This is a genomic window from Natribaculum luteum, from assembly GCF_023008545.1.
Lineage (GTDB): Archaea > Halobacteriota > Halobacteria > Halobacteriales > Natrialbaceae > Natribaculum > Natribaculum luteum.
The window spans coordinates 534,999-559,473 of the sequence record NZ_CP095397.1 but is presented as its reverse complement, the minus strand read 5'-3'; the positions used below and the strand labels follow the sequence as shown (position 1 = coordinate 559,473).

Annotated in this window: 30 protein-coding genes; 9 read left to right on the top strand and 21 right to left on the bottom strand. The window is 66.2% G+C overall.

Going from position 1 to position 24,475, the window contains the following annotated elements; all coding sequences use genetic code 11:
* Window positions 1-59: 59 nt before the first annotated feature.
* Window positions 60-530, bottom strand: a complete 471-nt coding sequence (locus MU558_RS02885) for a universal stress protein (RefSeq protein WP_246971798.1) — start codon at window positions 528-530, stop codon at window positions 60-62.
* Window positions 531-686: 156 nt separating this feature from the next.
* Between MU558_RS02885 and MU558_RS02880 the strand changes: the two genes are divergently transcribed.
* The 4 genes from MU558_RS02880 to MU558_RS02865 all read left to right on the top strand — a co-directional run bounded on the left by MU558_RS02880 (window position 687) and on the right by MU558_RS02865 (window position 4,431).
* Window positions 687-1,136, top strand: coding sequence for a universal stress protein (locus MU558_RS02880; RefSeq protein ID WP_246971795.1), 450 nt, complete (start codon window positions 687-689; stop codon window positions 1,134-1,136).
* Window positions 1,137-1,142: 6 nt separating this feature from the next.
* On the top strand, window positions 1,143-1,796 hold the full coding sequence (gene mobA / locus MU558_RS02875; RefSeq protein WP_246971793.1) for a molybdenum cofactor guanylyltransferase: 654 nt from the start codon (window positions 1,143-1,145) through the stop codon (window positions 1,794-1,796).
* Between the two features lie 308 nt (window positions 1,797-2,104).
* On the top strand, window positions 2,105-2,992 hold the full coding sequence (locus MU558_RS02870) for a universal stress protein (RefSeq protein ID WP_246971792.1): 888 nt from the start codon (window positions 2,105-2,107) through the stop codon (window positions 2,990-2,992).
* A gap of 194 nt (window positions 2,993-3,186) precedes the next feature.
* A complete protein-coding gene (locus MU558_RS02865) occupies window positions 3,187-4,431 on the top strand; it encodes an MFS transporter (protein ID WP_377071377.1) in 1,245 nt (414 codons plus the stop codon).
* 144 nt (window positions 4,432-4,575) lie between these two features.
* On the opposite strand, the gene MU558_RS02860 is transcribed toward MU558_RS02865, so the two are convergent.
* Entirely contained in the window at window positions 4,576-4,998 is a 423-nt protein-coding gene (locus tag MU558_RS02860) for a CBS domain-containing protein (RefSeq protein ID WP_246971791.1), read from the bottom strand.
* 151 nt (window positions 4,999-5,149) lie between these two features.
* Here MU558_RS02860 and MU558_RS02855 point away from each other — a divergent pair, with 151 nt between their 5' ends.
* Window positions 5,150-5,566: a universal stress protein gene (locus MU558_RS02855; RefSeq protein WP_246971790.1), complete on the top strand. Its 417-nt coding sequence runs from the start codon at window positions 5,150-5,152 to the stop codon at window positions 5,564-5,566.
* A 150-nt stretch (window positions 5,567-5,716) separates the two neighbouring features.
* Here the strand turns inward: MU558_RS02855 and katG are convergent, their stop codons facing one another.
* From katG to MU558_RS02840, 3 genes are all read right to left on the bottom strand, one after another.
* Entirely contained in the window at window positions 5,717-7,876 is a 2,160-nt protein-coding gene (gene katG / locus MU558_RS02850) for a catalase/peroxidase HPI (protein WP_246971789.1), read from the bottom strand.
* A 399-nt stretch (window positions 7,877-8,275) separates the two neighbouring features.
* Complete coding sequence (locus MU558_RS02845; RefSeq protein ID WP_246971788.1) at window positions 8,276-9,037, bottom strand: proteasome assembly chaperone family protein; 762 nt, start codon at window positions 9,035-9,037, stop codon at window positions 8,276-8,278.
* Window positions 9,038-9,134: 97 nt separating this feature from the next.
* On the bottom strand, window positions 9,135-9,395 hold the full coding sequence (locus tag MU558_RS02840; RefSeq protein WP_322987032.1) for a DUF8015 family protein: 261 nt from the start codon (window positions 9,393-9,395) through the stop codon (window positions 9,135-9,137).
* A gap of 141 nt (window positions 9,396-9,536) precedes the next feature.
* Between MU558_RS02840 and MU558_RS02835 the strand changes: the two genes are divergently transcribed.
* Window positions 9,537-10,007 (top strand): universal stress protein, encoded by a 471-nt coding sequence (locus MU558_RS02835; protein ID WP_246971786.1) that lies wholly within the window; start codon window positions 9,537-9,539, stop codon window positions 10,005-10,007.
* Between the two features lie 36 nt (window positions 10,008-10,043).
* Here MU558_RS02835 and MU558_RS02830 read toward each other — a convergent pair whose 3' ends face one another.
* Window positions 10,044-10,220, bottom strand: coding sequence for a hypothetical protein (locus tag MU558_RS02830; protein WP_246971783.1), 177 nt, complete (start codon window positions 10,218-10,220; stop codon window positions 10,044-10,046).
* 100 nt (window positions 10,221-10,320) lie between these two features.
* The gene (locus tag MU558_RS02825) at window positions 10,321-10,809 is read right to left on the bottom strand and encodes a phosphopantetheine adenylyltransferase (protein ID WP_246971781.1); all 489 of its coding nucleotides are present in this window, start codon (window positions 10,807-10,809) and stop codon (window positions 10,321-10,323) included.
* Window positions 10,810-10,970: 161 nt separating this feature from the next.
* Here MU558_RS02825 and MU558_RS02820 point away from each other — a divergent pair, with 161 nt between their 5' ends.
* Window positions 10,971-12,170, top strand: coding sequence for a CBS domain-containing protein (locus MU558_RS02820; RefSeq protein ID WP_246971778.1), 1,200 nt, complete (start codon window positions 10,971-10,973; stop codon window positions 12,168-12,170).
* Between the two features lie 69 nt (window positions 12,171-12,239).
* Here MU558_RS02820 and MU558_RS02815 read toward each other — a convergent pair whose 3' ends face one another.
* The 4 genes from MU558_RS02815 to MU558_RS02800 form a co-directional block, all read right to left on the bottom strand.
* Complete coding sequence (locus MU558_RS02815) at window positions 12,240-12,644, bottom strand: winged helix-turn-helix domain-containing protein (protein WP_246971776.1); 405 nt, start codon at window positions 12,642-12,644, stop codon at window positions 12,240-12,242.
* Window positions 12,645-12,695: 51 nt separating this feature from the next.
* Window positions 12,696-13,541, bottom strand: a complete 846-nt coding sequence (locus MU558_RS02810) for a universal stress protein (RefSeq protein WP_246971774.1) — start codon at window positions 13,539-13,541, stop codon at window positions 12,696-12,698.
* Window positions 13,542-13,613: 72 nt separating this feature from the next.
* Window positions 13,614-14,066, bottom strand: a complete 453-nt coding sequence (locus MU558_RS02805) for a pyridoxamine 5'-phosphate oxidase family protein (RefSeq protein WP_246971772.1) — start codon at window positions 14,064-14,066, stop codon at window positions 13,614-13,616.
* 72 nt (window positions 14,067-14,138) lie between these two features.
* Window positions 14,139-15,707, bottom strand: coding sequence for an ABC1 kinase family protein (locus MU558_RS02800; RefSeq protein WP_246971770.1), 1,569 nt, complete (start codon window positions 15,705-15,707; stop codon window positions 14,139-14,141).
* A 176-nt stretch (window positions 15,708-15,883) separates the two neighbouring features.
* Between MU558_RS02800 and MU558_RS02795 the strand changes: the two genes are divergently transcribed.
* Window positions 15,884-16,759, top strand: coding sequence for a universal stress protein (locus MU558_RS02795; protein ID WP_246971768.1), 876 nt, complete (start codon window positions 15,884-15,886; stop codon window positions 16,757-16,759).
* Window positions 16,760-16,776: 17 nt separating this feature from the next.
* Here MU558_RS02795 and MU558_RS02790 read toward each other — a convergent pair whose 3' ends face one another.
* The 10 genes from MU558_RS02790 to MU558_RS02745 form a co-directional block, all read right to left on the bottom strand.
* Entirely contained in the window at window positions 16,777-17,196 is a 420-nt protein-coding gene (locus MU558_RS02790; protein WP_246971766.1) for a universal stress protein, read from the bottom strand.
* A 79-nt stretch (window positions 17,197-17,275) separates the two neighbouring features.
* Complete coding sequence (locus MU558_RS02785) at window positions 17,276-17,686, bottom strand: universal stress protein (protein WP_246971763.1); 411 nt, start codon at window positions 17,684-17,686, stop codon at window positions 17,276-17,278.
* Between the two features lie 112 nt (window positions 17,687-17,798).
* Window positions 17,799-19,277 (bottom strand): AMP phosphorylase, encoded by a 1,479-nt coding sequence (locus MU558_RS02780; protein WP_246971761.1) that lies wholly within the window; start codon window positions 19,275-19,277, stop codon window positions 17,799-17,801.
* 45 nt (window positions 19,278-19,322) lie between these two features.
* Entirely contained in the window at window positions 19,323-19,985 is a 663-nt protein-coding gene (locus tag MU558_RS02775) for a universal stress protein (protein WP_246971759.1), read from the bottom strand.
* A 50-nt stretch (window positions 19,986-20,035) separates the two neighbouring features.
* Entirely contained in the window at window positions 20,036-21,022 is a 987-nt protein-coding gene (locus tag MU558_RS02770; RefSeq protein ID WP_246971757.1) for a bile acid:sodium symporter family protein, read from the bottom strand.
* A 242-nt stretch (window positions 21,023-21,264) separates the two neighbouring features.
* Window positions 21,265-21,957: a YqjF family protein gene (locus tag MU558_RS02765; RefSeq protein ID WP_246971754.1), complete on the bottom strand. Its 693-nt coding sequence runs from the start codon at window positions 21,955-21,957 to the stop codon at window positions 21,265-21,267.
* 108 nt (window positions 21,958-22,065) lie between these two features.
* On the bottom strand, window positions 22,066-22,293 hold the full coding sequence (locus tag MU558_RS02760; protein WP_246971752.1) for a DUF5795 family protein: 228 nt from the start codon (window positions 22,291-22,293) through the stop codon (window positions 22,066-22,068).
* Between the two features lie 135 nt (window positions 22,294-22,428).
* Window positions 22,429-22,785 (bottom strand): 4a-hydroxytetrahydrobiopterin dehydratase, encoded by a 357-nt coding sequence (locus MU558_RS02755; RefSeq protein ID WP_246971750.1) that lies wholly within the window; start codon window positions 22,783-22,785, stop codon window positions 22,429-22,431.
* A gap of 53 nt (window positions 22,786-22,838) precedes the next feature.
* Window positions 22,839-23,075, bottom strand: coding sequence for a YgaP family membrane protein (locus MU558_RS02750; RefSeq protein ID WP_246971748.1), 237 nt, complete (start codon window positions 23,073-23,075; stop codon window positions 22,839-22,841).
* Window positions 23,076-23,162: 87 nt separating this feature from the next.
* Entirely contained in the window at window positions 23,163-23,903 is a 741-nt protein-coding gene (locus tag MU558_RS02745) for an SDR family NAD(P)-dependent oxidoreductase (RefSeq protein ID WP_246971746.1), read from the bottom strand.
* Window positions 23,904-24,015: 112 nt separating this feature from the next.
* Here MU558_RS02745 and MU558_RS02740 point away from each other — a divergent pair, with 112 nt between their 5' ends.
* Window positions 24,016-24,471: a universal stress protein gene (locus tag MU558_RS02740; protein WP_246971744.1), complete on the top strand. Its 456-nt coding sequence runs from the start codon at window positions 24,016-24,018 to the stop codon at window positions 24,469-24,471.
* Window positions 24,472-24,475: the final 4 nt, after the last annotated feature.

Below are 24,475 nucleotides of genomic sequence, written 5' to 3'. Positions count from 1 at the left end.
ACCGCCGCAACCGCGAACTATCGTGCGGTTGCGTCGGCAACCAGTCACAGCCACCATTATCACTCGTCTGCGTCCGGTTCCGGCACGATCGCGACCGGAACCGACGACAGCCGGACGAGGCGGTCGGGCGTGCTACCGAGGATCGCCGACTCGAGTTCGCTCGCCTCGCTGCGGCCGACGAGGATCATGTCGGCGTCCACCTCCTCGGCGCGTGCGAGGATCTGCTCGGCAGGTTTGCCCCGGCGGACGTCGCCGTGGACCTCGAGGTCGCGGTCGGCGTAGGCGGCGACGAGGTCGTCGACGAGCGTCGTCGCCGCGCGATTGAGGGCGTCGACCTCCTCGACGCCGAATCGCATCGGACTCCCGGGCGGTTCGACGACGGTGACGACGTGGAGCGTCGCCCCGAGCCGTTCGGCGACCGCGACCGCGTGCTCGAGCGTCTCCCGTGCCGTATCGCCGTCGTCGACCGCGACCAGAATCGTATCGTACATCTGACTTCCCTGCCTCGAGGCGGCCTCCCGGTCCCGCACTCTCCCGGCGATAGCGTGGCCGTGGGTTTAACTGTGGGGGACGAGGGAAACGGCGACGGTGAAAGAGGAAGGCAGGGACCGGGGATCCGAGATCGGAACCTCACGGACTGGAATCCGCGGTCCACCTTTTTCTTGCTGCCGGACGTACCTTCGAGTATGGGAGACCACATTCTCGTGCCGGTGGACGGCTCACCACTGTCGCGACGCGCTCTCGAGGTCGCACTCGAGGAGTATCCGGACGCCGAGATCACCGCATTACACGTCATCGATCCGACCGAACCGGGCTACAGCGTCGCCGGCGTGGAGTTTCAAAGCGACGTCGAACCGCGTCACGGCTCCGAGCAGTGGTACGAGCGCGCCGAGGAACTCGCGACGGATCTGCTCGACGAGCTGACGGAGATCGAAGACGAGCACGACGCGTCGATCACGACCGAGGTCGTCACCGGACGTGCAGACCGGGAGATCGTCGACTACGCCGATTCTCACGACGTCGATCACATCATCATGGGCAGTCACGGCCGTGGTGGAGACGTCCATCTGCTCCTCGGCAGCGTCACCGAGGCCGTCGCGTTCCGGGCACCGATGCGCGTGACGCTGATCCGGTAACCGGTGATGACCGACAGAGACGAACCCGATGTCACGGCCGACTCGCGCGCCGGCGTCGTCCTCGCGGGCGGGTTCTCGACGCGTTTTGGCGACGCGGACAAGGCCGTCGCCGACCTCGGCGGGAAGCCGATGGTTCGCCACGTCGCCGAACGCGTGGCGACCGTGACCGACGAACTCGTGATCAACTGTCGCGACGAGCAGACGGAGCCGATCCACGAGGCGCTCGAGCCGTCGCCGGTCGATGCCCGATTCGCCGTCGATCCAACGCCGGACCTCGGCCCGCTCGGCGGCATCCGGATCGGCCTCGAGGCCGTCGAGTCGCCGTACGCGGCCATCGTCGCGTGTGACATGCCGTTCGTCGATCCCGACCTCCTCGCCGCGCTCTTCGAGACCGCCGAAGGCAGGGACGGCGCGGTGCCGAAACTGGAGGACGGCTGGTACCAGACGACGCAGGCGGTCTACCGGAGCGAACCGATGGTCCGGGCGTGTACGAGAGCACTCGAGGAGAGCGACGGACGGGTCCTCGCCGCACTCGAGTACCTCGACTGGGTCGTCGTCGACGAAGCGACGGTACGCGAGCACGCGCCGCTCGAAACGTTCGAGAGCGTCGACACGCGAGAGGAACTCGAGGCGGCCGAACGGCGACTCGCGCGCCGTTGATGTCGATCGGCCGCCGCGAACGGCGCGTACCCCACACGCCTGCTGGCGACCCGTCTATACTACCGGACAGAAGTCAGTGAATACTCGATCGCGTCTCGACGGCTGTCGGCAGCGACGACAGCGTCTCGAGTGCGATCGATGTCTGAGCCGTGTTGTCCGGCAGTATACACCCACAGGGTCGACGACGGCGCTGGACGACGCTGGATGACAGCGACAGAGACAGTCATCGTCGACGACGGCAGGGTGTTTCTTATATACGGTTCGTCGTCGGATTTGAACCCGAGACGCATCGACGTCTCCCCAGTACGATGCCAACGAACGTTCTCGTCCCCGTCGACGGCCACGAGCGGGCTTTCGCCGGCCTGGAGTACTGTTTCGCGTCGTTTCCAGACGCGACGATCACTGCGCTGTACGTCGTCGACCCGACGCGAGACCACTACGCGACCGTCGGCGACGTCGAGTCGCCCGAGCAGCGCGCCCAGGAGGCCGCAGCGCGCGTCCTCGAGGCAGCAGAGAGCCGTGCAGAGCGTCACGGACGCGACCTGCAGACCGAAACGCGAACCGGCAGGCCACACAGCCAAATTCTCGAGCACACAGTCGAGGAGAACGTAGACCACGTCGTCGTCGGAAGCCACGGCGAGTCGCCGATCGCCGGCACCTACCTCGGTCGCGTCGGCGAGGCCGTCGTTCGACGGTCGCCGGTCACGACGACGGTCGTCGCGGAACCGCCTACCGAACTCCGGGAACGCGAGCTGCCGGGACGCGTGCTGGTCCCGGTCGACGGCTCGGAGCAGGCCACCGCCGCGCTCGTGTACGCACTCGAGGAGTTCACCGACGCGGCGATCACGGCCTTGCACGTCGTCGACCTCCCGTTCGATCACTCGGTCGGGGAGGTCAAGGGAACGTACCTCGAGTCGATCCTCGAGGAGCTCGACGAACGCAGCGAGGAGATCCTCGAGTCGGCGACCGAGCGCGCCGATGAACGTGACGCGGCCCTCGAGACGGACCGGTCGTACGGATCGCCCGCGAACGAAATCGTCGAGTACGCACTCGACGCGGAGTTCGACCAGCTCGTCATGGGGATCCACGGGCGGTCGCTGGCAGCCCGACTCGTCACCGGGAGCGTCGCAGAGGCGGTCGCCCGCCGCTCGCCGCTTACGGTGACGCTCGTCCGCGGCAGCCCCCACGGGACGTAACCCGCTCGAGCGGCCGTCGCCCGCGTTCGGTCGCGTGATCGCCGCGTCGGCGTTCGGCGACGACTCGCTCTCGCTCGTCGAGTCCCTCGTCTGCCGGGAGTGGAAAAGATACATGCCCGGGAGCACAGTCTCTCGAGTATGAACGAACGAGTCCGCCGCGACGAGCGGCGGCGCGGACGCTCGAGGTGGCCACCGTGAATCACAACGATCGCTCGATCGTCGGGTTCGTGATGGTCGGCCACGCGATGGTTCACACGTACGAGCTGTCGGTCCCGATCCTGATGACGATCTGGCTGCTCGAGTTCTCGGTCACGGCCGCAGTGCTCGGGACCGCCGTCGCGGTCGGCTACGCCCTGTTCGGCGTCGGCGCGCTGCCGGGCGGCGTGCTCGTCGACAGGTACGGGTCGCGGACGCTAATCACCGCCTGTCTCGTCGTGATGGGGCTCTCGTTCGTCCTGTTGAGCGTCGCGCCGGGAATCGGTGCCGTGACGGCCGCGCTGGCCGTCTGGGGGATCGCCGCCAGCGTCTACCACCCCGCGGGACTCACGCTCATCAGCAACGGCGTTCGGGACCGCGGCAGGGGCTTTGCCTACCACGGGATGGCGGGCAACGTCGGGATCGCCATGGGGCCGCTCCTGACGGCGTTGCTCTTGCTCGCGTTCGACTGGCGCGTCGTGGTCGCGATCCTCTCGGTGCCGGCGTTGATCGCCGCCGTCGCCGGCGTGCTGATCGACTTCGACGAGACGGCCGCCGTCGAACTGGCCGACGGCGGCAGCGATCCCCACGCGGGTGGCCAGTCGCTCTCGAGTCTCGTCGACGACACACGCCGGCTGTTCACGCTCGCGTTCGTCACCGTCTTCGTGATCGTGGCGTTCAACGGGCTCTACTACCGGGGCATCCTGACGTTCCTGCCCGACCTCCTCGGTGACTTCCTCGCGGCGGCCGTCGGCGACGTTCGGCTGGGGCTGTTCGCGCCCGACAGTCCGATGGCAGAGGAGTTCGACCTCGCACAGTACCTCTATGCGGGGCTGTTGATGGTCGGTATCGCCGGACAGTACGTCAGCGGACGACTGACCGACGTGATCGAACCCGAACAGGGGATCGTCGGTATGCTGGCGGCGCTGACGGGTATCGCGCTCGTGTTCGCTCCCATCGCTCGAGCGGGGCTCGCTCCGCTGCTCGTCGTAAGCATCGTCCTCGGGTTCGTCCTGTTCGCCCTCCAGCCGCTCACCCAGGCGACGATCGCGAAGTACTCGCCGCCGGACGCGCGTGGGCTCTCCTTTGGGTACACCTACCTCGCCATCTTTGGCATCGGCGCACTCGGAGCGGCGATCGTCGGCACCGTTCGAACGTACGCCCCCGTGTGGGCCGTCTTCGCCGTCCTCGCCGCCTTCTCGGCCACCGGGTGTCTGCTCGCGATCACGCTCGTCCGGAGGTGACGACGTCGTCTCGAGTGAATCGCAGAGAAGACGGAGCCTCTCACTGCCGGTCAAACTGTTCACGCACCGATCACACGCGAGACGCTGTCACCGGGACGGGCGTCGAGTCGCGATCGGGCAGGTGCCGACCGTCGTCCAGTAGTCTCAGTAGGGCGGTCGCTGTTCCCGAATGACGCCCGCGAGTTCCTGGTGTTCGTCGGCCAGCAGTTCGTTGAGGTCGTCGACCGTGATGATCCCGTCCAGTTCGCCGTTCGAATCGACGACGGGCAGTCGGCGGATCCCGTGGTCGCTCATCATCTCGGTCGCCTGGTAGAAGCCCGCGTCGGGTTCGATCGTGTACAGATCCGACGACATCACGTCTTCGGCAGTGTGATCGGCCGGGTCTGCCCCCTGGGCGACCACTTGCACCGCCAGATCGCGGTCGGTCACGATACCGACGGGTTCTTCACCGTCAGTTATCACGACGCTTCCTATCTCCTCTTCGTCCATCATCGTCGCGAGGTCCTGAACTGGGTCGTCGGCTTTTGCCGTAACGACGTCGCTCCGTGCGAGGTTTTCGATTGGCATTGTCCTTCGGGCTACCCTTCCCACGCCAGGGGCCATAATACTACGTGGTGGCTATGACCAGTCGTCACGGAGCGTGACTGTCACGTGATCGCTGCGGTTTCACCCACCACGCTCGCGATAGTTTAAGTATCTGCCAATATAACGACAACTTATGGACATTCTCGTGGCCCTAGACGATTCCGAACCCGCCTGGGACGCACTCGAGTACGCGCTGTCGGAATACCCTGCCGCCGACCTCACGCTCTTGCACGTGGTCAACCCGTACGACGTCGGGTACGGGGAGGCCGCACACTTCGGCGCTGGGACCGTCGTCGACGAGAAGTGCGACGAAGCCGACGAACTGTTCGAGACGGCGAGCGAGCGCGCGGCCGACCACGAGGGATCGGTGACGACCGAGACCGTCGTCGGCGCACCCGCACGCGAGGTCGTCGACTACGCCGCGGAAAACGCGATCGATCACGTGATCGTCGGGAGCCACGGCCGCTCGGGCGTCTCGCGGGTACTGCTCGGGAGCGTCGCGGAGACGGTCACCCGACGAGCGCCCGTTCCCGTCACGGTCGTTCGCTGACCGAGCGGACACGCTCGAGCACGTCTCACGGCCGTCGCCGCAGCGACCGCTCGCGGGTGCTCGCGTGTGCTCGACGTGTGAGCCGCGTCGACAGCAGAAACCGAAAGACGAGATCGCAAAGCGGCGAGACCGAAAGACGAGACCGGGAGCCTACTCGAGGTCGAAGCGATCGAGGTGCATCACTTTGCTCCACGTATCAACGAAGTCCTGCACGAACTGCTCCTCGCCGTCTTCGGCGCCGTAGACTTCAGCGATGGTGCGAAGCCGGGAGTTCGACCCGAAGACGAGGTCGACGCGCGAGCCCTTCCACTCGACGTCGCCCGTCTCACGGTCGCGCACCTCGAAAACCTCCTCGTCGTCCGAGACCGGTTTCCACTCGTAGTCCATGTCGAGCAGGTTTACGAAGAAGTCGTTGGTCAGCGTCCCCGGCCGGGCGGTGAAGACGCCGAGGTCCGAGTCCTGGTAGTTCGCGCCCAGCGCGCGCATGCCGCCGACCAGGACCGTCATCTCGTCGGCCGTCAGGTTCAGCAGGTCCGACTTGTCGACCAGCAGCTCCTCCGGCTTGCGTTCGGCCTCGTCACGGCAGTAGTTGCGGAACCCGTCGGCTTGCGGCTTGAGTGCCTCGAAGGACTCGACGTCGGTCTGTTCGGGCGAGGCGTCGGTTCGGCCCGGCTCGAACGGGACCTCCACGTCGTATCCGGCGTCCGCCGCCGCTTGCTCGACGGCGGCGTTGCCGCCCAGCACGATCAGGTCGGCGAGCGAGACCCGCGTCCCGTCGGAGCGGGAACTGTTGAACTCCTCCTGGATCTCCTCGTAGGTCGAGAGCACCGTCTCGAGTTCCTCGGGCTCGTTGACCTCCCAGCTCCGCTGGGGTTCCAGCCGGATCCGGGCCCCGTTCGCACCACCGCGCTTGTCGCTGTCGCGGTAGGTCGAGGCCGACGCCCAGGCGGTCTTGACCAGCTGGGAGACCGACAGGTCCGACTCGAGGATCTCCGCTTTGAGGTCGGCGATCTCGTCCTCGCCGATCAGGCTGTAGTCGGCGTCGGGGAGGGGGTCCTGCCAGATCATCGTCTCGTCGGGAACCTCCGGACCGAGGAACCGCTCCGGCGGGCCCATGTCGCGGTGGATCAGCTTGTACCACGCCTTCGCGAAGGTCGCCTGGAACTCCCCTGGGTTCTCCTGGAAGCGCTCGAGGATCTCGCGGTAGTCCGGATCGCGTTTCAGCGCGATGTCCGTCGTCAGCATCATCACGTCTTCTTTCTCCGACGGATCCTCGACACCCGGCGCGGCCTCGTCCAGTTCGCCGTTCTGCGTGGTCCATTGCCACGCACCGCCGGGACCCTTTTCGGGCCACCAGTTGTACTCGAGGAGGTTGTTGATGTAGCCCATGTCCCACTGGGTCGGCGTGGTGTTCCACGGCCCCTCGATTCCGCTGGTGATCGCGTCGGCTCCCTTCCCGGAGCCGTGCTCGTTCTTCCAGCCCAGTCCCTGCTCCTCGATCGGGGCCGCTTCGGGCTCGGGGCCGACGTGGTCGTCGGGGTCGTCGGCACCGTGGACCTTCCCGAACGTGTGGCCACCGGCGATGAGCGCGACCGTCTCCTCGTCGTTCATCGCCATCCGGCCGAACGACTCTCGAATGTTCACCGCCGACGCTTCGGGGTCTGGCTCACCGTCCGGGCCCTCCGGATTCACGTAGATCAGGCCCATCACGGTGGCGCCGAGCGGGTCCTCGAGTTCGCCGTCCTCGCCGAAGCGCTCGGACGCTTCCATCTCGTCTTCGGGCCCCCAGTCGACGGCCTCGTCGGGCGCGAAGTCGTCCTCGCGGCCGCCGGCGAAGCCGAACGTCTCGAAGCCCATCGACTCGAGGGCGACGTTCCCGGCCAGGACGATCAGGTCGCCCCACGAGAGTTTCCGACCGTATTTCTGCTTGACGGGCCAGAGCAGTCGGCGAGCCTTGTCGAGGTTCGCGTTGTCGGGCCAGCTGTTGAGGGGCGCAAGGCGTTGCCGACCGCCGGACGCGCCGCCGCGGCCGTCGGTGGTGCGGTACGTGCCGGCGCTGTGCCACGCCATCCGAATGAACAACGGCCCGTAGTGGCCGTAGTCCGCCGGCCACCACTCCTGCGACGTCGTCATTACCTCTTCGATGTCCGCCTTTACGGCCTCGAAGTCGAGTTTCTCGAACTCCTCGGCGTAGTCGAACTCCTCGCCCATCGGATCGAGCTGGCGAGCGTTCTGATCGAGAATCTGCACGTTCAACGTATTCGGCCACCAGTCTTGGCCAGTCCCGTGCTTGGGAGTCTCGTCTGACATTAGTAATCTCCTTCAGACTGGTAGATAGGGCGTTTTGACCATAAAACCACCGATAATATTTCTGTATTCCCAGATCTCTTTTGCAATATACCAATCAATATGGTCCTATTCGATATATTTTTTACACCGTACTCGCACTCGTCTCCTCGATACGTGAAAACGCATCTTCGGGAGAGAACCGTCGTGACGGGTCTCGCGGAGAACACGAGCAGCTATCCATCGCACGCGAGACGCCATCGTCAACGGCGACACACTCGAGTCGCGGTCGGGTGTGTTCTGACTGTCGTCATAATGATGGCTGGGACTGGTTACCGACGCAACCGCAAGACGGTTCGCGGTTGCGGCGGGAACGACTCACAGCTATCGTTATCACGGAGTACGAACTGCGGCGGATCGACCTTACTGGAACATTCCGGTCGCCGGCGTCTGCTGCTGTGGCTGTTGTTCTTCTGCCACCTGCTGGTACTGTTCTGCCACCTGTTGCATCCGCTGTTGGATCTCGTCGGCTTGCTCCTCGAGCGCCGTCGTGTCGACGTCGAAGTCGACGAGCGGCTCGAGCGCGTTCTCGATTACCGCCCGCGCCGCGCTCGGGTCGGGCAGGAAGGGATGTGAGCGGACGATCAACAGCACGGCCGGGATGTCGGCCTGGTAACACTGCCTGACGAGTGCACCGGTAATGCCGCCGACGACCCCCGGATCGTCGGCGATCTCGATGCCAGCGTCCGTGAGGTCTGCCCTGAGGTCTTCGGTGGTCGCGACGCCGATCACGTCGCCGAGTTGCTCTTCGGACTGGGCCGGTGCGCCCGCGAGGAAGATCGCCCGATCGAACCGGTCGGCGAGTTTGGTCAGCACGCACTGGCTCAGCGACTCGAACGACGCCGGCGGGAGCGCGAGGTCGCTCTTGAGCGTCATCACGTCCGGATCGGACCCTGCGTAGACGCGGACGAGGTCCCTGACCAGTCCGTTCTCGAACGTGGCGACCGGCGGGAAGTCGTCCGAGGTGATATTTCCGTAGTGGTCTAGCTCGAGTTGGTCCGTGATCTGGTCGACGGCGATCGCAGCCACCAGACCGTGTCCGGGGAGCCCCTCGATGAGCGTCGGTTCGTCCGTCTCGATTTCGGAGACCTGTTCGAACGACGAGGTCGTAGGCTGGTCCGACATAGGTGCAGTGGGCAGTACACTGGGATGGGATATGGTTCTGTGGCTGCCCCGACGCCGGCCGTCGTCTCCCGGACGCGGTCGTCGGGCCATCGAGCAGTCACGAGAGGATCACGAACGCCGTGACGAGCAACACCACGTGCCAGACGACGACAGCGGCTTTGACTGTCGCTTGCGTCTCCGGCAGTGGCGGATTCCGGAACGCTCCGGCGTAGACGAACAGCGTCGCGACGAGCGCACCGAGAAAGGCACCGACGTGTATCGCGAGAGACGAGACAGCGCCGAGGACGACGCCGCCCAGAACGCTCCCCGTGATTCCCAGGAGGATCTTGTCGTAGTAGTCGAGATCGGTCACTTGCACTCACATCACCTCTAGATTCGAGTTCGACCTCGCTCACCAAATTACCACCACCCAGATTCCGTCGATCGTGGACAGTCGGTGATCGGAACGGATGGCGTCCTGCCCAGCGGTCTATTTGACCCTGGCAGTGATAGAGACTGTATGACACAGACGGTTCTCGTTCCGACCGAGGGCTCGCCGCTCTCGACGAAAGCCCTCGAGGTGGCGCTCGAGGACTACCAGGACGCCAAGATCGTCGTCGTACACGTCATGGACCCGCTCGGCTCTGGGCGGACACTCGTCGACGTCATGCGCCCGACGTTCCGCGACGGCGCACCGCCCGGTGCGGTGACGCCGGAGTACTGGCAGGAGTGGCGAAATCAGGCCGAGCAGCGAGCCGAGGAGGTTTTCGACGACGCCCGCGACCTCGCCGCGGAACGCGACCAGGACGTCGAGACGGTCCTCGAGTTCGGCAAGCCGGACGACGTCGTCCTCGAGTACGTCGAGGGGCACGACGTCGACCGCATCGTGATGGGGAGTCACTGCCGCACCGGGGCAGAGCGGTTCCTGCTGGGGAGCGTCGCCGAGCGCGTCGTCAAGCGCGCTCCGGTTCCCGTCATGGTCGTCCGGTGACGATGCAGACTCGGGAGAACGCCCGGACAGTCACGGTCACTCGTGGAGCGTCCGTACCGGTACCCACTCGTTTCGGCCGACGTTCACGACCTTCTCGCGCCCGCAAACGGCACATTCGAACGGGTAGACCGGCCCGTTCTCCTCCGGACGAACGACCTCGTGCTCGCCGTCGTGCCGCCACCGATGGCCGTAGAGCCGACAGTGCCAGCCCATACCGTGTTCGACGGTACCACTTCAGATAATTCTGTCGTGGGGAGCCACGCGTCGGCCGGACCGACGACCCGCACTAACTCGAGCGGGGAGAAACCACCGGTCAGTCGTTCGTTCCGTCGGTATCGATGGTGGCCCCGTGTTCGTCGATCTCGCCGCGCACCATTCGCGTCGAGGAGATCCGTTCGCCGTCCTCGTCGAGAACATACGGGGCGACGATGCCTGTCAGCGGCTCGAGGCCGCGTTCGCGGCGACGGCTGTTGACGTCCTCGAGTTCGGAGACGGTCTCGGGAGAGACGACCAGCGCGTCGATCGACGGATCGGTCGACGCGATCCCGAGCTCGTCGTCCAGTTCCCGGATCTCGACGTCCCGGCCCCACTCGTCGAGTTCGGCGAGGGTCTGGGAGACCGCCCGTGTTCGCTCGCCGAACGACGGAATCGGCCGCGGATCGTCCCGTCTGGTCTCGACGGCGAGGTCGTCGCTCGCGAGTCCCACGACGACGCCGTCGTCGCCGAACCGGAGCGCGTGTTCGAACAGTCGGCGGTGTCCGTCGTGGATGGGGCCGAACGTCCCGGCAACGGCGACGTACATACCGCCGCTACGAGCGCCGTGACCAAAAGCGTCGGCGGCGCTCGTCACTGCGATGGGAAGTACCGGCGACAATCGTGTCGAAGACTACCTCGATCGACAGCGTCGACGACAATGGTACCCGAAAGACAAGGTCATTAAGGACGGCAAACCAAGCTGGCGACATGGACGTCAGCGAAATCGTCGACGCGGAGTTCGACATGTTCGACGAATCGACGCCGGTCTCGAAGCTCAGGGGCGCGTTCGAGGAATCGAACCGGAAAGCGCTCCTCATCACCAGCGACGGCGATTTCGAGGGGATCGTCACCCGAAGGGACGTCCTCTCGTCGCACCAGAAGTCGAACCGAAAGGCGCGGTCGCTCGTCCGCCCCGTTCCGACCGTCGACCGACACGAGGACCTCCGGGAAGCCACACGGCTCATGATCGGTGGCGACACCCGCGTCCTCCCCGTCCTCTCCGGCGACGACCTGGTCGGGGTCGTCAGAGCCGACGACATCCTCGAGCACGTCCAGTCGTACCTGTCGGTCCTCTCGGCTGCGGACGTCTCCACGTCGGAGGTCGTCTCCGTCGAACCCGAGACCGCGCTCGGGAAGGCGCTGTCGACGTTCCGCACGGAGCGCATCGAACACCTCCCGGTCGTCAGCGACGAGAACGGCGACGAGGTCGTCGGTATCGTCAGCCTCTACGACGTCCTCGAGTTCGTCACCCGAGAACTCCAGCGGCCCACGGGCGGCGACGCCGACGGGGACGTGGGCGCGAGCAAGGGCGGCTTCGGTGCCCGGGAGGGCGAGAGTACCGACCTCCTCGAGTTGCCCGTGCGCAACGTCATGACCGAGACGGTGGGGACCGCCACGCGAGACGAGACGCTCGAGGACGTCCTCGACACGATGCTCGAACACGGCGGCTCGTCCTCGGTCGTCCTCGACGACGACGGCGCGCTCGACGGGATCGTCACGAAGACCGACCTGCTCGAGTCGCTGACCTGGACCGACGAGGGACGGCTGCCGGTGCAGGTGTTCGGCGCCGACCTCATGACGGAACTGACCCGCGACGAACTCGCGGAACGCATCGAGGAGGTCGCAGGCAAGTACCGGGACATGCGCGTCCTCGAGGCGAAAGTCCACCTCCACGAACACGACGAGACGCTGCGTGGCGTTCCGCTGTTGCTCGCGCGAGTCCGCCTGTACACGGACAAGGGGACGTTCATGGCCTCGGGCGAAGGGTACGGCGACCGCCACGCAGTCTCGCTGGCGCTGAACTCGGTCGAACGACAGATCCTCGAGGGCAAGACCTACGGACGCAGCAAGAAGTCCCCGGGCGGCGAGGAACTCGAGAAGATGTACGGCTGGTGGCTCAGCGAGTGACGGGACGGCCACCCGACGCGAGTCGCCACGCGTAGCCGAACGCCGTTTTTACCACGTCAGCCTGGAGGGCTAGTCCGACGACTGGGACAGCGATCCCCGGAGTCGAGCGTTCTCACCGAGCCACGGCTTCCGGGGCGAGTCTTCTGGGGACGGCGAGGACTGGCTGATCTCGAGGCCGAGCGTCCGTTCGTCGTCGACCGAGATCGCCACCTCGTCGAAGTCGACCTCGTATCGCAACGTGTGGTGGCCGTCCGCTCTGATCTCGAGGCCACTCCGGAGCAGCGACGCGTCCCTGAGCCGCTCGAGTTTTCGATACAGCGTCGACTCCGAGACGTCGCACGCGTCGACGAGTTCCTGTGCCGTTTTCGGCTCGTCGAGCTCGGAGAGGATCGTCTGGCACGTCTCGTCGGCCAGCGCGTCGAGTACGTCCTGTGCGTCGACGTCGTCGTCGCGACTGGAACGGAGGACGAACATCATCGGACAGTCGGGACGGCACAGTGAAATCGGGATCGGTTTCGCTCGAGCCTAGTTGGGGGTCGCTCGAACCGTTAGAACGGGCACCGACGCGCCGCTGACGACGCGCTGAGAGGCGCTGCCGAGGACGAAGCGCTCGAGTTCGGTCCGACTCTCGGTACCCATCACGACGACGTCGGCATCGTGGTCTCTGGCGTAGGAGATGATTTCGTCGCTCGGTCGTCCGTACTCGGTCGCCCGAACGGTCCCCACGCCGCGGTCGGCCGCGCGGACGGCGACTTCCCTCGTCGACTGGTCGGCGATGCGTTCGAACTCCTCGCGGACGACGTCGATGTGTGAGTGCGTGTCGTCGACGACGGAGAGGGCGTGAACCGTCGCGCCGTACGCCTCGGCGAGTGCGATTCCGGCGTCGACGGCAGCACCGACACCCGGACGACCGTCGGTCGCGACGACCACGTCGTCGAACCGGCGCGGGCCGTCGCGGACGGTCGGCCCGACGGTGAGAACCGGCCGACTGGCGTCGCGGATCACGCTGATCGCGACGCTCCCGAGGAGCAGCCGCTGGAGTCCGGTTCGACCGTGCGTTCCCATCACGAGCAGGTCGGCGTCGACGTCGTCGGCGTAGTCGAGGATCTCGAGCGTCGGTTTACCCTCGCGAATCTCGGTCTCGACCGGAACGTCGCGTTCGGCCGCATCGGCCGAGACGTCGTCGACGTACTCCCGACAGTCCGCCCGCCACCGCTCGCGGACGCTCGACCACGCGTCGTCGTCGCGAACGTCGGCGACCGAGAGGACGTGGATCGTCGCATCGAGGTCGGCCGCCATCGCAAGTCCCTGTTCTGCCGCCGTCGTCGCGACGTCGCTCCCGTCTGTCGCGACGAGGATCGTCTCGTACATCACCGAACGTACACGTGCGAACGTCTTAAACGTGAATCGGTCGCTGGCGTCAAAGCGATGCGGGCCCGACGGTCAGAGCGACTCCGATCCCGTCTTGCGCCCGGTGAGCGTCTCGATCTCGAGTTCGTAGATCTCGAGGTCGATCTCGTCGACGTCCTCGTCGAAGACGCGCAGTCGGAGGAACTCCTCGTTGATCGTGACGTCGTCGAAGACGGCCCGCTCGTCGCCGGTGAGTTCGGACAGCGGTCCCGTCGCGATGACACTCCAGGAGTCGTCGGGCGGTTCGTACTCGTAGAGCAAGAAGCACGCCTCGTCCGTTTCGTCGATAAACGACAGCTTCTTGCTCGAGTCGTCGGTCCCGAGGCGGATGTACAGCGACGAGCCGTCGAAGAGGTACGCGACGGGAATCGCGTACCCGCTCCCGTCGCTCGCAAGCGAGAGGACGCCGACCTCGTGGCTCTCGAGTGCGTCGACGACCTCCTCGTCGTCCATGCCGAACGTGTACGTGTACTCGATCCTGTCCATCGTGGTTCGTACGGCGGCACTCGGCATGAACCTGCGGGGCGAGGTCGCTCGTCGCTCGTCACAGGCTGCTCGTCAGGTCGACTGATGGCGGACGTACTGGGCGAGAAAGACGACCGCGAGCGCCAGCGAGAGGAGTTCGTACGGCCGCTCGTGGAACGTCAGGATCGCCGCCGCGACGAACAACGTTCCAGCGACGACTGCGTAACCGACGCCGCCGCTGTCCCCGTTCGCGTCGACCGGAGCCGTTCGGACGACGAGTTCGCCACGCTCGAGTTGGCCGAGGACCCGGTCGAACCGGGCGGGCGTCCCGGCCAGGACGGGAAGCGACTCCCAGAGGTCGTCGCGCACGTCCTCGAGCAGCGTCTGGAGTTCGCTCTCGATGAAGCCGTAATCGACGAGAAAGTCGCGCGTGACGGCCAGAAAGTCGAACTCCGGATCGAGCGAGCGACAGACGCCCTCGCCAACGGTGCCGACGCGGACGAGGAGCATGACGTCCGGCGGGATGCGAAACGGAAAGTCCCGGAGCCGCTCGAGCAGTTCGGTGATGATCAGCCGCCAGGTGATCTCCGACCGACCTTCGAGGTTCTCGATCACCAGCCGGAGGACGTTCCGGGCGGCGGTACGGTCGACCGAGGGATCGAGCACGTCGAGTGCGATGAGCGCGTTCAGCAAGCCGTCGACGTCGCGACGGACGAGCGTCCGGTAGAGGGTGGCGATGTCTTCCTGATCTTTCGGCGTGAGCCGCTGGCTCATCCCGAAGTCGTAGATGACGAGTCGTCCGTCGTCCGTCACGGAGAGATTCCCCGGGTGGGGATCGGCGTGGAAGACACCGTCGACGAGCCCCATCTTGAGGTACGTCCTGGCGATCAGCGTCGCCATCTCGGTCGGATCGACGCCGACGTCGGCCAGGACGTCCTCGTCGGTGACCTTCCTGCCGGTGACAAACTCCATCGCGAGCAGCCGTTCCGAGCTCAGCTCCTCGTAGACGCCCGGGACGATCACCCGCTCGTCGTCGGCGAAATTCGCGTCGATTTCGCTCATCAAGGTTGCCTCGCGGTCGAAGTCGAGTTCGTCGAGGATGACCGACTCGAAGTCGTCGGCGACGTTCTCGAGCGAATACTGCTGGTGTTCGTCGGCGAAGACGCTGACGATCGGAACCAGCGCGTCGATGACTCGCAGGTCGCGTTCGATCACCGTCTTGATGCCGGGTCGTCTGACCTTCAGGGCGATTCGCTCGCCGCCGTACTCGATCGTGTAGACGAACGCCAGGGAACCGCCGGCGACCGTCTCGAGTGTCGAGCGGTCGATGTCGGGGACGTCGCCGAGTTCCTCCGCGATGACCGTCCGCGGATCGCCGCCAGCGCTCTCCGGGACCTCGTCCTGGAGCGTCGAGAAGACGTCGACGTACGTCGGCGGAACGATGTCCGGGCGCGTCGAAAGTACCTGCCCAACCTTGATGAACGCCGGGCCAAGCTCGAGCATCGTCTTCGTCATCCGTTCGGCACGCTGGCGGTGGACCGACTCGGGGGTGCGCCGCGGCGGGCCAAACAGCAGGAATCGCCGCCGGTCGCGCAGGAACGCCAGTGCGAACGGGAGAAACCGGGCGACGACCTGGACGTAACGGCGGTAGAATCCCCTCATCGGCGGCGGGTGAACCTGAGAGCGGTGAACGGACCGTGCATGTACCACGCGTTCGAACGGTCGACACAAATACGTGACTGGAACGACTCCGTCGGGAGCGACGCGGCGGTCGAGGCGATCGTCGGCCTCGAGTCTCGGGGTGGCTTCTTTACGGTCGCCGTGGTACGACCCTCGAGATGTACGAGACGATCCTCGTTCCAGTCGACGGCAGTTCCGGCGGAGAGGGAGCCATCGCACGGGCGCTCGCGCTCGCTCGAGTCGACGACGCGACCGTCCACGCGCTCTCGGTCGTCGAGACGGGAGACGACCTCGGGGACCTCGACGAAGACCAGCAAGCGGCGGTTCGCCGGTCGTCGGAGCGACGGGCGCGCGACGCGAACGCGGCGGTCGCAGACCTGGCGGCCGACGTGGGCGTCGACGCCGTCCGCGACGTTCGTGAAGGCGCCGCTCACCGGGAAATTCTGGCGTACGCCGACGAGATCGACGCCGACCTGATCGCCATGGGAACGCGCGGGGCGACGCCCTCGACGGACGTTCGACTGGGCAGTACGACCGAGCGCGTGATCACGTTCGCGGACGCACCGGTGCTGTCGGTCCGTCTGGGAACCAGCACCGTCCAGAGCGTCGAGGCCGTCAGGACCGAGCGAGTCGTGGTTCCCGTCGACGGTAGCGACGCCGCCGAGCGGGCCGCCGAACACGCCCTCGATCTCGCCGAAAACGTCGGCGCCACCGTCGACGTCGTCTACGTGATCGACGAGACGGTCTACGACCTGGAGGACGCACCGCGGAGCATCATCGGCCTCCTCCGCGAGGGTGGAGAGAACGCCATCGAGACCGTCGCACTCGAGGCCCGCGACCGCGGGCTCTCGGTGACGGCAGACGTGTTACGGGGCGTCCCGGCGGCGGAGATTCTCGGCTACGCCGACGGCGTCGACGCCGACGTGATCGTCATGGGGACCCGCGGACGGGCGGCGACGTCCGACCAGCTGCTCGGCAGCACGACCGCGCGCGTCGTTCGCCGCTCGGACCACCCGGTGTTGACGCTCGGGTGAGACACGGTCGATCATTATCAGGCAGTCAGCACCGGCCGATCCGCCGTTCGAACGACTCGCTCGGCGACGCTGCCGATCTTGCGGTCTCGAGAGTGGCTCTGTCCCTGATAGCCGAGTACGATGAGGTCCGCGTCGATCTCCTCGGCTCGCTCGTTGATCTTCTCCCAGGGACGGCCGTGACAGATACTCCACCCGCAGTCGACGCCGACGTTGTCCGCGCGGTCGGCGAGTTCCTCGAGCAGTTCCTCGCCGCGCTCCTCGAGCTGGTCGAGGACGATCGCGGAGCTACTCAGCGCGGGTTCGCCGTAGCGGTGGGTCTCGACACAGTACATCGCGTGGATCTCGGACCCGTAGCGGTCGGCCAACTCGATGGCGTGTTGGACAGCACGATTCGCAGGATCACTGCCGTCCGTCGGGACGAGAATCGTGTCGTACATCGGAGCGTGACGATACACGCGAAAACGCGGGATATAGCTTATCTCAGGGATCGAAGACAGTGTCGAACTCGAGTCTATCTCAGGCGGTTATCACGGGCCGACCCACGAACCTGACGACCCGTTCGGCGACGCTGCCGATTTCGCCACCCGCCGGAGCACCGAGTCCGCGGTTGCCGAGCACGATGAGGTCCGCGTCGATCTCGTCGGCGTAGCCGTCGATCTCCTCGTGTGGCCGGCCGCGTCGCATCTCCGTGGTTACGTCGACAGCCGCCCGCTGGACGACGTCCTCGAGGACCGACTGGCCCGTCTGCTCGAGGTCCTCGAGGATCGCCTCCGAGTCGCGAAGCGCCGACGATCCGTAGCGTCGCGTGTCGATGACGTACAGCGCGTGGAGGTCGGCGTCGAACGTCGACGCGAGACTGATCGCGTGTTCGGTCGCGCGGTTTGCCGCGTCGCTGCCGTCGACCGGAACGAGGATCGTGTCGTACATCTGCCTGGATTCCCACCACCGACGGCGGCATATAGCTTGTGGCGCGGCCGACAGGGCACGTTCGGTGGGTGCGCGCTACCTGAGGGAGTCGGTCGGTGGCGATCCCCCGCCCTTACCGGCGTTCGACGAGCGCGTCCGCGCGCGTCCGGATCCGGATCGGCTCGAGTCGCTCGGCGAGCGCGCTCGCCTCCTCGAGTTTGCTGGCCGTTTCGGCGTAGATCGTGTACAGTTCGTCGGCCTCGTCGACCGGTTCGCCGGCGACGCGGTGGGTCTCGATTCCCGCACGTCGATCGCGCGGTGCCCCCGCTCGCCGCGCGACGTCGCTGAGCTGGCGGTTGTCGACCCGCGAGACGAGCCCCGAGCGGTCGGCGTGGACCGTCACCTGCTCCGACCCCGGCTCGAGGTCGTCGACGGTCACGTCGGGGTCGCCGCCCTGGGCCGCGATCACCTGCCGGAACCGCTCGAGCGCCCGCCCGGAGTCGAGGATTTCCTCGGCCGACGCGTCGACGCCGCAGTGCTCGAGCAAGATGTTCGCGAGCCGAATCGACTTCAGCCGCAGGGTCTCGGGACCGCCGCCCTCGAGGACGGCGAGGACGTCCCGCGCCTCGAGAACGGGGCCGATGCCGTCGCCGATCGGGTCGGAGCCGTGGGTGATCGCACAGACGACGTCGACGTCGAGGTGATCGCCGACGCGCTTGAAATCGTCTGCGAGCTCCCTGGCAGCGGGGAGGCTCTCGACTTTCGCCCCCTCGCCGTAGGGAAGGTCGATCACGACGTGGGTCGAGCCGGCGCTGCGTTTCTTCGAGAGGACCGAGGCGATGAGCTGTCCGTGGGGATCGATCGACAGCGGGTTCTCCGCGCGGATGATTTCGTCGTCGACCGGCGAGAGGTCGACGCCGCCACCCCAGACGAGACAGCAGTTCGTCGCCGCGACGATCTCCTCGATCTCGTCGGTGGAAAAATCCACGTCACAGAAGACCTCGACGACGTCCGCCGTGCCGGCCGGCGACGTCACGGCCCGCGAGGACGTCTTCGGGATCGTGAGCCCGGCTGCGGCGACGATCGGCACCAGGATCGGCGTCACGCGGTTGCCCGCGACGCCGCCGATCGAGTGTTTGTCGGCGACGATCGGCTCGTCCCACTGCAGGCGCTCGCCGGCGTCGGTCATCGCCTGCGTCAGGTGTTTCGTCTCCTCGAGCGAGAGCCCGTTCGCGTAGACGCTCGAGACGTACGCACCGAGTTCGACGTCCGAGAGCCGGTTCTCGAGGACGTCGCTGACGATCGCCTCGAGTTCGTGGCGCTCGAGTTCGATGTCGTTCAACTTCTTGCGGACGTACCGAACCGACCGCGGCGAGCCCGCGAGCGTCACGTCGACGGGCCCGCGGAGGTAGTGGAGCGGTTCGGCCATTCCGATGGTTCCGGGGGCAACCAGTTCGTCGGTGACCTTGACGATTCCCGTCGTCGCCGCCCCGTCGCGATGGATTCGGACGCGATCGAGGGGATGGACGCCCAGGTCGTCGGCGTCGACGGTGTTCAACAGCACCGTCGGCTGGCTCGTCCCGATGTCGATCGCGGCGGCCTCGAGTTGCATTCGTGTCTCTCGGTCGGATCGGAGCGGCCAAAACGGTGCTGGTGGTCAGCGCTGGTCGATCGTCGCGATCCGGGCGTCGCCGCTCGGTCGATCGACGTGGACGTTGAACGTCCGGTCGTCGCCTTCCGCACGGACGATCCAGTAGCCGGCCTGTTCGTACGGATCCTCGACGATCGTCACGTCGTCGTGGCCCCCCTCGGCGAGCGCGTCGCGTGCGGTGTCGATCGCCGCGTCGGCACTCTGGATCGCGGGTGCTGCTTCGGTCGCACGCGTCACCAGCACCGAGCAGTCGGCGCTTCTCACCACGCGCTCGGTAACGCTGCCGATCAGGTACCGGTCGAGCCCGCGGCGACCGTGGGTCCCCATGGTGATCAGGTCGACGTCGTGTGCGCCGGCGTACTCGAGGATGCGCTCGTGGGGGTCGCCCTCCTCGACGACGGTGACGGTCTCGACGCCTTCTGGAGCCCCGTCGGCGATTTCGCTCGTGAGTTCCTCGCCGCTCTCGCGAACCGACTCGACGACCGGTTCCGTCGACAGGCTCAACGGCGTGTTCACGTCGACGTCGACGACGAACAGGACGTGGACGGTCGCGCCGAACCGCTCTGCGATCTCGTAGGCCTGCGAGACGGCCGATTCGGCGGCTTCGCTCCCGTCGGTCGGCACCAGGATAGTTCGGTACATACACAGAAGTTCGACGTCGAGTGACATTACTCCACCCGAACGTTCAGCCACCAGAACCGAGAAATAAACCGGAACGATCAGTTCGAGGCGACGGTTCCGTCGACGGATTCGACGTCGGCCGGCGGATTCGCGGCGAAGTAACTCGCGAGCGCGGGGCCGCTGACGTTGTGCCAGACGCTGAACAGCGCCGGGATGAGCGCCGCCTCGGGGCTGAAGAAGCTGATCGCGAGCGCGACGGCGAGCCCGCTGTTTTGCAGGCCGACCTCGAAGGCGCACGTCCGCGCGCGGTCTTCCGCCATGCTGGCCGCCCGGCCGACGGCGTAGCCAGAGCCGAGCCCGATCCCGTTGTGGAGGACGACGGCCACGAAGACGAGCGGTGCCGCCGTGAGGATGTTGTCCACGTTCAGACCGACGACCGCGGCGACGATCGCCACGATCGCGGCGACGCTGATCGTCGGGAAGACGTCGAGGCCGACGTCGGCGACGCGAGGCGCGTACCGATCGAGCACGTAGCGGATCGCGAAGCCGAGGACGACGGGAACGATGACGATCTGGACGATCGAGGTGAACATCTCGGCGAACGTCACCTGCAACTGCTCGCCGAGGATGAAGAGGACCCACGCCGGCATGACGATCGGTGCCGCGAGCGTCGTCACGGTCGTGATCGCGACCGACAGCGCGACGTCACCCTTCCCGAGGTACGTCATGACGTTCGAGGCCGTCCCGCCGGGTGCCGCGCCGACGAGGACGAGGCCGACCCCGAGCGCCGGCGGAAGCCCCATGACGGCGACGAGTGCCCACGCCGCCAGCGGCATGATCAGCCACTGTGCGACAGCGCCGATCGCGACGTCCCGCGGTCGGTCGATCAACCGCCTGAAGTCGGCGGGCTCGAGGGTCAATCCCATCCCCAGCATGATCAGCCCGAGCAGCGGACTGATGTAGTCGCCGATCGGCGTGAACGTCGTCGGCGAGTAAAGCGCGAGCGCCGAGAAGAGCAGTACCCAGACGACGAAGTACTTGCTCGCGACGCGGCTGACGGTCCGCACGCGGTCGACGGTGCTCATCGTCTCCCCACCCAGATTCGCAGTGCCATAGTCACTCGCCGGGAGGGGCGACGGTGATAAAAACGTCAGTACCGCGGACAAACCTGCCGAACACAGACCCCGTCGACTCGCACACTCGAGGTTCGGCCGTGCGACCGGGAGTCGACCTCGAGTGCGGCCTCATAACGATAGCTGTGAGTCTGTTCCGCCGCAACCGCGAACCGCCTTGCGGTTGCGTCGGTAACCAGTCACAGCTATCATTATCACCGAAACCGCCGGTTTCGCGATGACGTGATGTCCACGCCCCGACTGTAGTAACAGACGGGGCTCCCCTCGGGTGTCTCGAACCCGTTGGCCCGAAAGAGCGTGTTTTCGGCGAACGTGACCGTTGCCTCCTGGAGCGGCCAGGGGTCGTGGTGAACGTCGGCGTACCGTATCGAACCGTCGCGGCCCTCGGTGTAGTACCGGTACCGCTCCGTCAGGAACTCGGCCAGCGAGCCACTCGAGGGTGTAAACGGCCCGCCGACGGGTTCGTACGTCGCGTCGAATCGGACCGACCGGGCGCCGGGGTGGCGGCGTTCGCTCGTGAAGCTGACACGCCCCGCGCGTTCTCGAAAGCGGATCCGAGCGTAGTAGTACGGCAAGTCGTGGAAGAGCCGCGCTCCCGCGACGCCGAACAACCCCTCGGCGTCGAGGCTGAAGAAGTAGATGCCCGGTTCCCCGTCACACCGCACGTACGTCCGGAGGTTCAGCTCCGGGAGGTCGAAGCCGACCGCCGCGGGGAGTCCGCGCGGGCGAACGTCGACGTTGAGATAGGGGACGACCGACAGCCACGCTCGCCCGTCGTACTCGTCGACGGAGAGCGCGTCGGGCAGGCGAACCTCGAGGGCGTCGGGATCGACCGGCCAGCTGGCGAACAGCAGGTGTCGCCAGCCCATCGCGATCGGAAGGACCATACCGGCGCTAGGGACACGCCGGTCGAAAAACTGTGGCTCGAGGAACAGCGCTCCGGAAGGAGACGACGGTCGCGCTCGAGCGCAGTCGGTTTGCCCCGTCGCGGTCGGTCACTCCCGGTCGGTGTCCCGCCAGTCACACTCTGTACACTTCCAGCCGGTGACGAATGCGGTGACGGAGGGCATGTAGCCGACCGTCAGCACGTCTCCGCCGCAGTCGGGACACTCCCGATCCGCGTCTTCGATAGCGTCGGCTTCCAGCACCGACTCGCCCTCGACGAGTTCCGCGAGCGACTCGGGCGTGACCATTCGCCCCTGGACGACGCGATTTTTGGACATAGACGCACTACACGAGGGCGGCCCCTAACGGTTACGACAGCCTCGAGTTGGCGGACTCGAGTCGCCGTTGCGAGCGCTCGCAGCGTTCCGTCACGAGCACTCGGACCCTCCCGTCCGAGGATCCGACGATCGTGATCACTCCGGGGCGTACTGCTCGTGGATGCGATCCATCCGGGCCGCCATCACGAAGTCGGTCTCGAACAGGCCGTCGATCTTGTGCGTCCACATCTCGACGACGACCTCGCCCCACGAGAGGTGGATGTCCGGGTGGTGCCACTCCTCCTCGGCGAGTTCGCCGATCTCCTTCGTAAACTCGAGTGCGTCCCGGAAGTCCTCGAACGCGTAGGTTCCCTCGAGGTGGTGTTCGTCGACGACGTCCCAGACGTCCGTGTCGATCCGTTCGTAGAGAGCGTCGAGTTCCTCGCCCTCGAGGGGGTCGTCGTCGGTCGTACAGGCGATACACTCTCGATCCGCGAGTTCGGTATCAGACATATGTTAACGTACAGAACGAGGGCGCTTGTGCGTTTCCGGTGGTCGAATCGTCGTCACCGTCTCGCCGTCTCGCAGGTGTCGATGCCGAGGAGCCTGTTTACCGGACACCGCTGGAGAATCGCACTGGCGAGAAGGACGGCCGCGACGAGCGACGTCCCCGCGACGAGGACGGTCCGCGTCGACTCGCCGAGCGTCGATCCGGACGCGACCGCCGCGAGCGCGATCGACAGAAACGCCAGCCCGAGGGCGATCCGCACCGTCCTGTCGAATCCACCGACGTTCGGTTCCATACGTCGTCGTTGGCGCTGTGTCGGTAATAGGATTGTGGAGCGGTCGCCCGTGTCACGGACCTCGGGTGCGTTCGATGGGCCCGTCCGTCACACGCGCTCGGGCAACCAGCCGCCGTCGATCTCGAGATTCTCTCCACTGACGTACCCGGTGTCGGGATCGAGGAAGAACAGCATCGGACGGATCAGATCCTCGTAGGCTGCGGGGCGTCCACGTGGGAGGTCGTCGGGGAACTCCTCGGAGTTCTCGACGACGTACGGAGAGACGGCGTTGACCGTCACGCCGTCGTCCTGGGTGTCAGCGGCGAGCATCCGGGTAAACATCAGGACGCCGGCTTTCGCGACGAAGTACGGGAAGTTCTTCGGACTGACCAGTCCCTTCTCGGAGGAGGCGTAGCCGACGTTGACGATCCGTCCGTACCCGTTCTCGCGCATCGCCGGGAGCGCGCGCTTCGAACAGAGGTAGGTGCCGTTGACGTTCGTCTCGAGGACCCGGTTCCACGTCTCGAAGTCGATCTCCTCCCAGTGGGCGGGTGCGAACGCGCCGACGTTGTTCACGAGGACGTCGACGCTGCCGAGGTCGGCTTCGACCGCCGAGAAAAGGCCGTCGACTGAGTCGGGGTCGGTGACGTCGCCCTGGACGGTCGTCGCGTCGGAAGCGCCGCGCTCGGTGGCGTCTGCAGCGGCCTCGCGTGCCGCGTCCGCGCTCGTGTGGTAGTGGACCGCCGTCGCCGCGCCGCAGGCGGCCGTCGCCAGTAGAAGTTCGCGGCCGACGCCTTTCGCACTGCCCGTCACGAGGACGGTCTGTCCGGAGAGGTCGGGTTCGTCCATACGTCCGACTCCACCGTCGAACGAATAAGTCGTCCGGGACGGTGAGAACGTATTTACTCGATATAGAATTAACGATGAACGTTTAAGACGGAGGAGGGACGTAGTAGCCGGTATGACCCTCGAGACGATCCTGCTCGCGGTCGGTCCCGGAGACGCCGATCGGACGGACGAGCTGGCCGAAACCGTCGTCGACGTCGCACAGCCAGCCGACGCGACCGTCGTGCTGGCCCACGTATTTACGAGCGACGAGTACGAGGAGGTGCTCGACCGACTCGACGTCGATCCCGACGGAGAGACGGGAGACGCCGACGAGGTCGCCGCGCGCCACGCGACGATTCGCGATCTGATGGCCGTCCTCGACGAGGCGGGCGTCGACTACGAGATCCGGGGTTCCGTCGGCAACCACGGGCAGACTATCGTCGACCTCGCGACCGAGGTCGGTGCCGACCGGGTCGTCGTCGGCGGACGCAAGCGCTCGCCGACGGGCAAGGCGGTCTTCGGCTCGACCGCACAGAAGGTCCTGCTGTCGGCTCCCTGTCCCACGACTTTCGTCCGCGGCGAAGAGTGAACCG

Bases quoted from the DNA above. Each gene is read 5' to 3' on its own strand.
- MU558_RS02880 (WP_246971795.1), top strand. From the start codon at position 687: ATGGGAGACCACATTCTCGTGCCGGTGGACGGCTCACCACTGTCGCGA.
- mobA (WP_246971793.1), top strand. From the start codon at position 1,143: ATGACCGACAGAGACGAACCCGATGTCACGGCCGACTCGCGCGCCGGC.
- MU558_RS02870 (WP_246971792.1), top strand. From the start codon at position 2,105: ATGCCAACGAACGTTCTCGTCCCCGTCGACGGCCACGAGCGGGCTTTC.
- MU558_RS02860 (WP_246971791.1), bottom strand. From the start codon at position 4,998: ATGCCAATCGAAAACCTCGCACGGAGCGACGTCGTTACGGCAAAAGCC.
- MU558_RS02855 (WP_246971790.1), top strand. From the start codon at position 5,150: ATGGACATTCTCGTGGCCCTAGACGATTCCGAACCCGCCTGGGACGCA.
- katG (WP_246971789.1), bottom strand. From the start codon at position 7,876: ATGTCAGACGAGACTCCCAAGCACGGGACTGGCCAAGACTGGTGGCCG.
- MU558_RS02845 (WP_246971788.1), bottom strand. From the start codon at position 9,037: ATGTCGGACCAGCCTACGACCTCGTCGTTCGAACAGGTCTCCGAAATC.
- MU558_RS02835 (WP_246971786.1), top strand. From the start codon at position 9,537: ATGACACAGACGGTTCTCGTTCCGACCGAGGGCTCGCCGCTCTCGACG.
- MU558_RS02830 (WP_246971783.1), bottom strand. From the start codon at position 10,220: ATGGGCTGGCACTGTCGGCTCTACGGCCATCGGTGGCGGCACGACGGC.
- MU558_RS02825 (WP_246971781.1), bottom strand. From the start codon at position 10,809: ATGTACGTCGCCGTTGCCGGGACGTTCGGCCCCATCCACGACGGACAC.
- MU558_RS02820 (WP_246971778.1), top strand. From the start codon at position 10,971: ATGGACGTCAGCGAAATCGTCGACGCGGAGTTCGACATGTTCGACGAA.
- MU558_RS02815 (WP_246971776.1), bottom strand. From the start codon at position 12,644: ATGTTCGTCCTCCGTTCCAGTCGCGACGACGACGTCGACGCACAGGAC.
- MU558_RS02810 (WP_246971774.1), bottom strand. From the start codon at position 13,541: ATGTACGAGACGATCCTCGTCGCGACAGACGGGAGCGACGTCGCGACG.
- MU558_RS02805 (WP_246971772.1), bottom strand. From the start codon at position 14,066: ATGGACAGGATCGAGTACACGTACACGTTCGGCATGGACGACGAGGAG.
- MU558_RS02800 (WP_246971770.1), bottom strand. From the start codon at position 15,707: ATGAGGGGATTCTACCGCCGTTACGTCCAGGTCGTCGCCCGGTTTCTC.
- MU558_RS02795 (WP_246971768.1), top strand. From the start codon at position 15,884: ATGTACGAGACGATCCTCGTTCCAGTCGACGGCAGTTCCGGCGGAGAG.
- MU558_RS02790 (WP_246971766.1), bottom strand. From the start codon at position 17,196: ATGTACGACACGATTCTCGTCCCGACGGACGGCAGTGATCCTGCGAAT.
- MU558_RS02785 (WP_246971763.1), bottom strand. From the start codon at position 17,686: ATGTACGACACGATCCTCGTTCCGGTCGACGGCAGCGACGCGGCAAAC.
- MU558_RS02780 (WP_246971761.1), bottom strand. From the start codon at position 19,277: ATGCAACTCGAGGCCGCCGCGATCGACATCGGGACGAGCCAGCCGACG.
- MU558_RS02775 (WP_246971759.1), bottom strand. From the start codon at position 19,985: ATGTCACTCGACGTCGAACTTCTGTGTATGTACCGAACTATCCTGGTG.
- MU558_RS02770 (WP_246971757.1), bottom strand. From the start codon at position 21,022: ATGAGCACCGTCGACCGCGTGCGGACCGTCAGCCGCGTCGCGAGCAAG.
- MU558_RS02765 (WP_246971754.1), bottom strand. From the start codon at position 21,957: ATGGTCCTTCCGATCGCGATGGGCTGGCGACACCTGCTGTTCGCCAGC.
- MU558_RS02760 (WP_246971752.1), bottom strand. From the start codon at position 22,293: ATGTCCAAAAATCGCGTCGTCCAGGGGCGAATGGTCACGCCCGAGTCG.
- MU558_RS02755 (WP_246971750.1), bottom strand. From the start codon at position 22,785: ATGTCTGATACCGAACTCGCGGATCGAGAGTGTATCGCCTGTACGACC.
- MU558_RS02750 (WP_246971748.1), bottom strand. From the start codon at position 23,075: ATGGAACCGAACGTCGGTGGATTCGACAGGACGGTGCGGATCGCCCTC.
- MU558_RS02745 (WP_246971746.1), bottom strand. From the start codon at position 23,903: ATGGACGAACCCGACCTCTCCGGACAGACCGTCCTCGTGACGGGCAGT.
- MU558_RS02740 (WP_246971744.1), top strand. From the start codon at position 24,016: ATGACCCTCGAGACGATCCTGCTCGCGGTCGGTCCCGGAGACGCCGAT.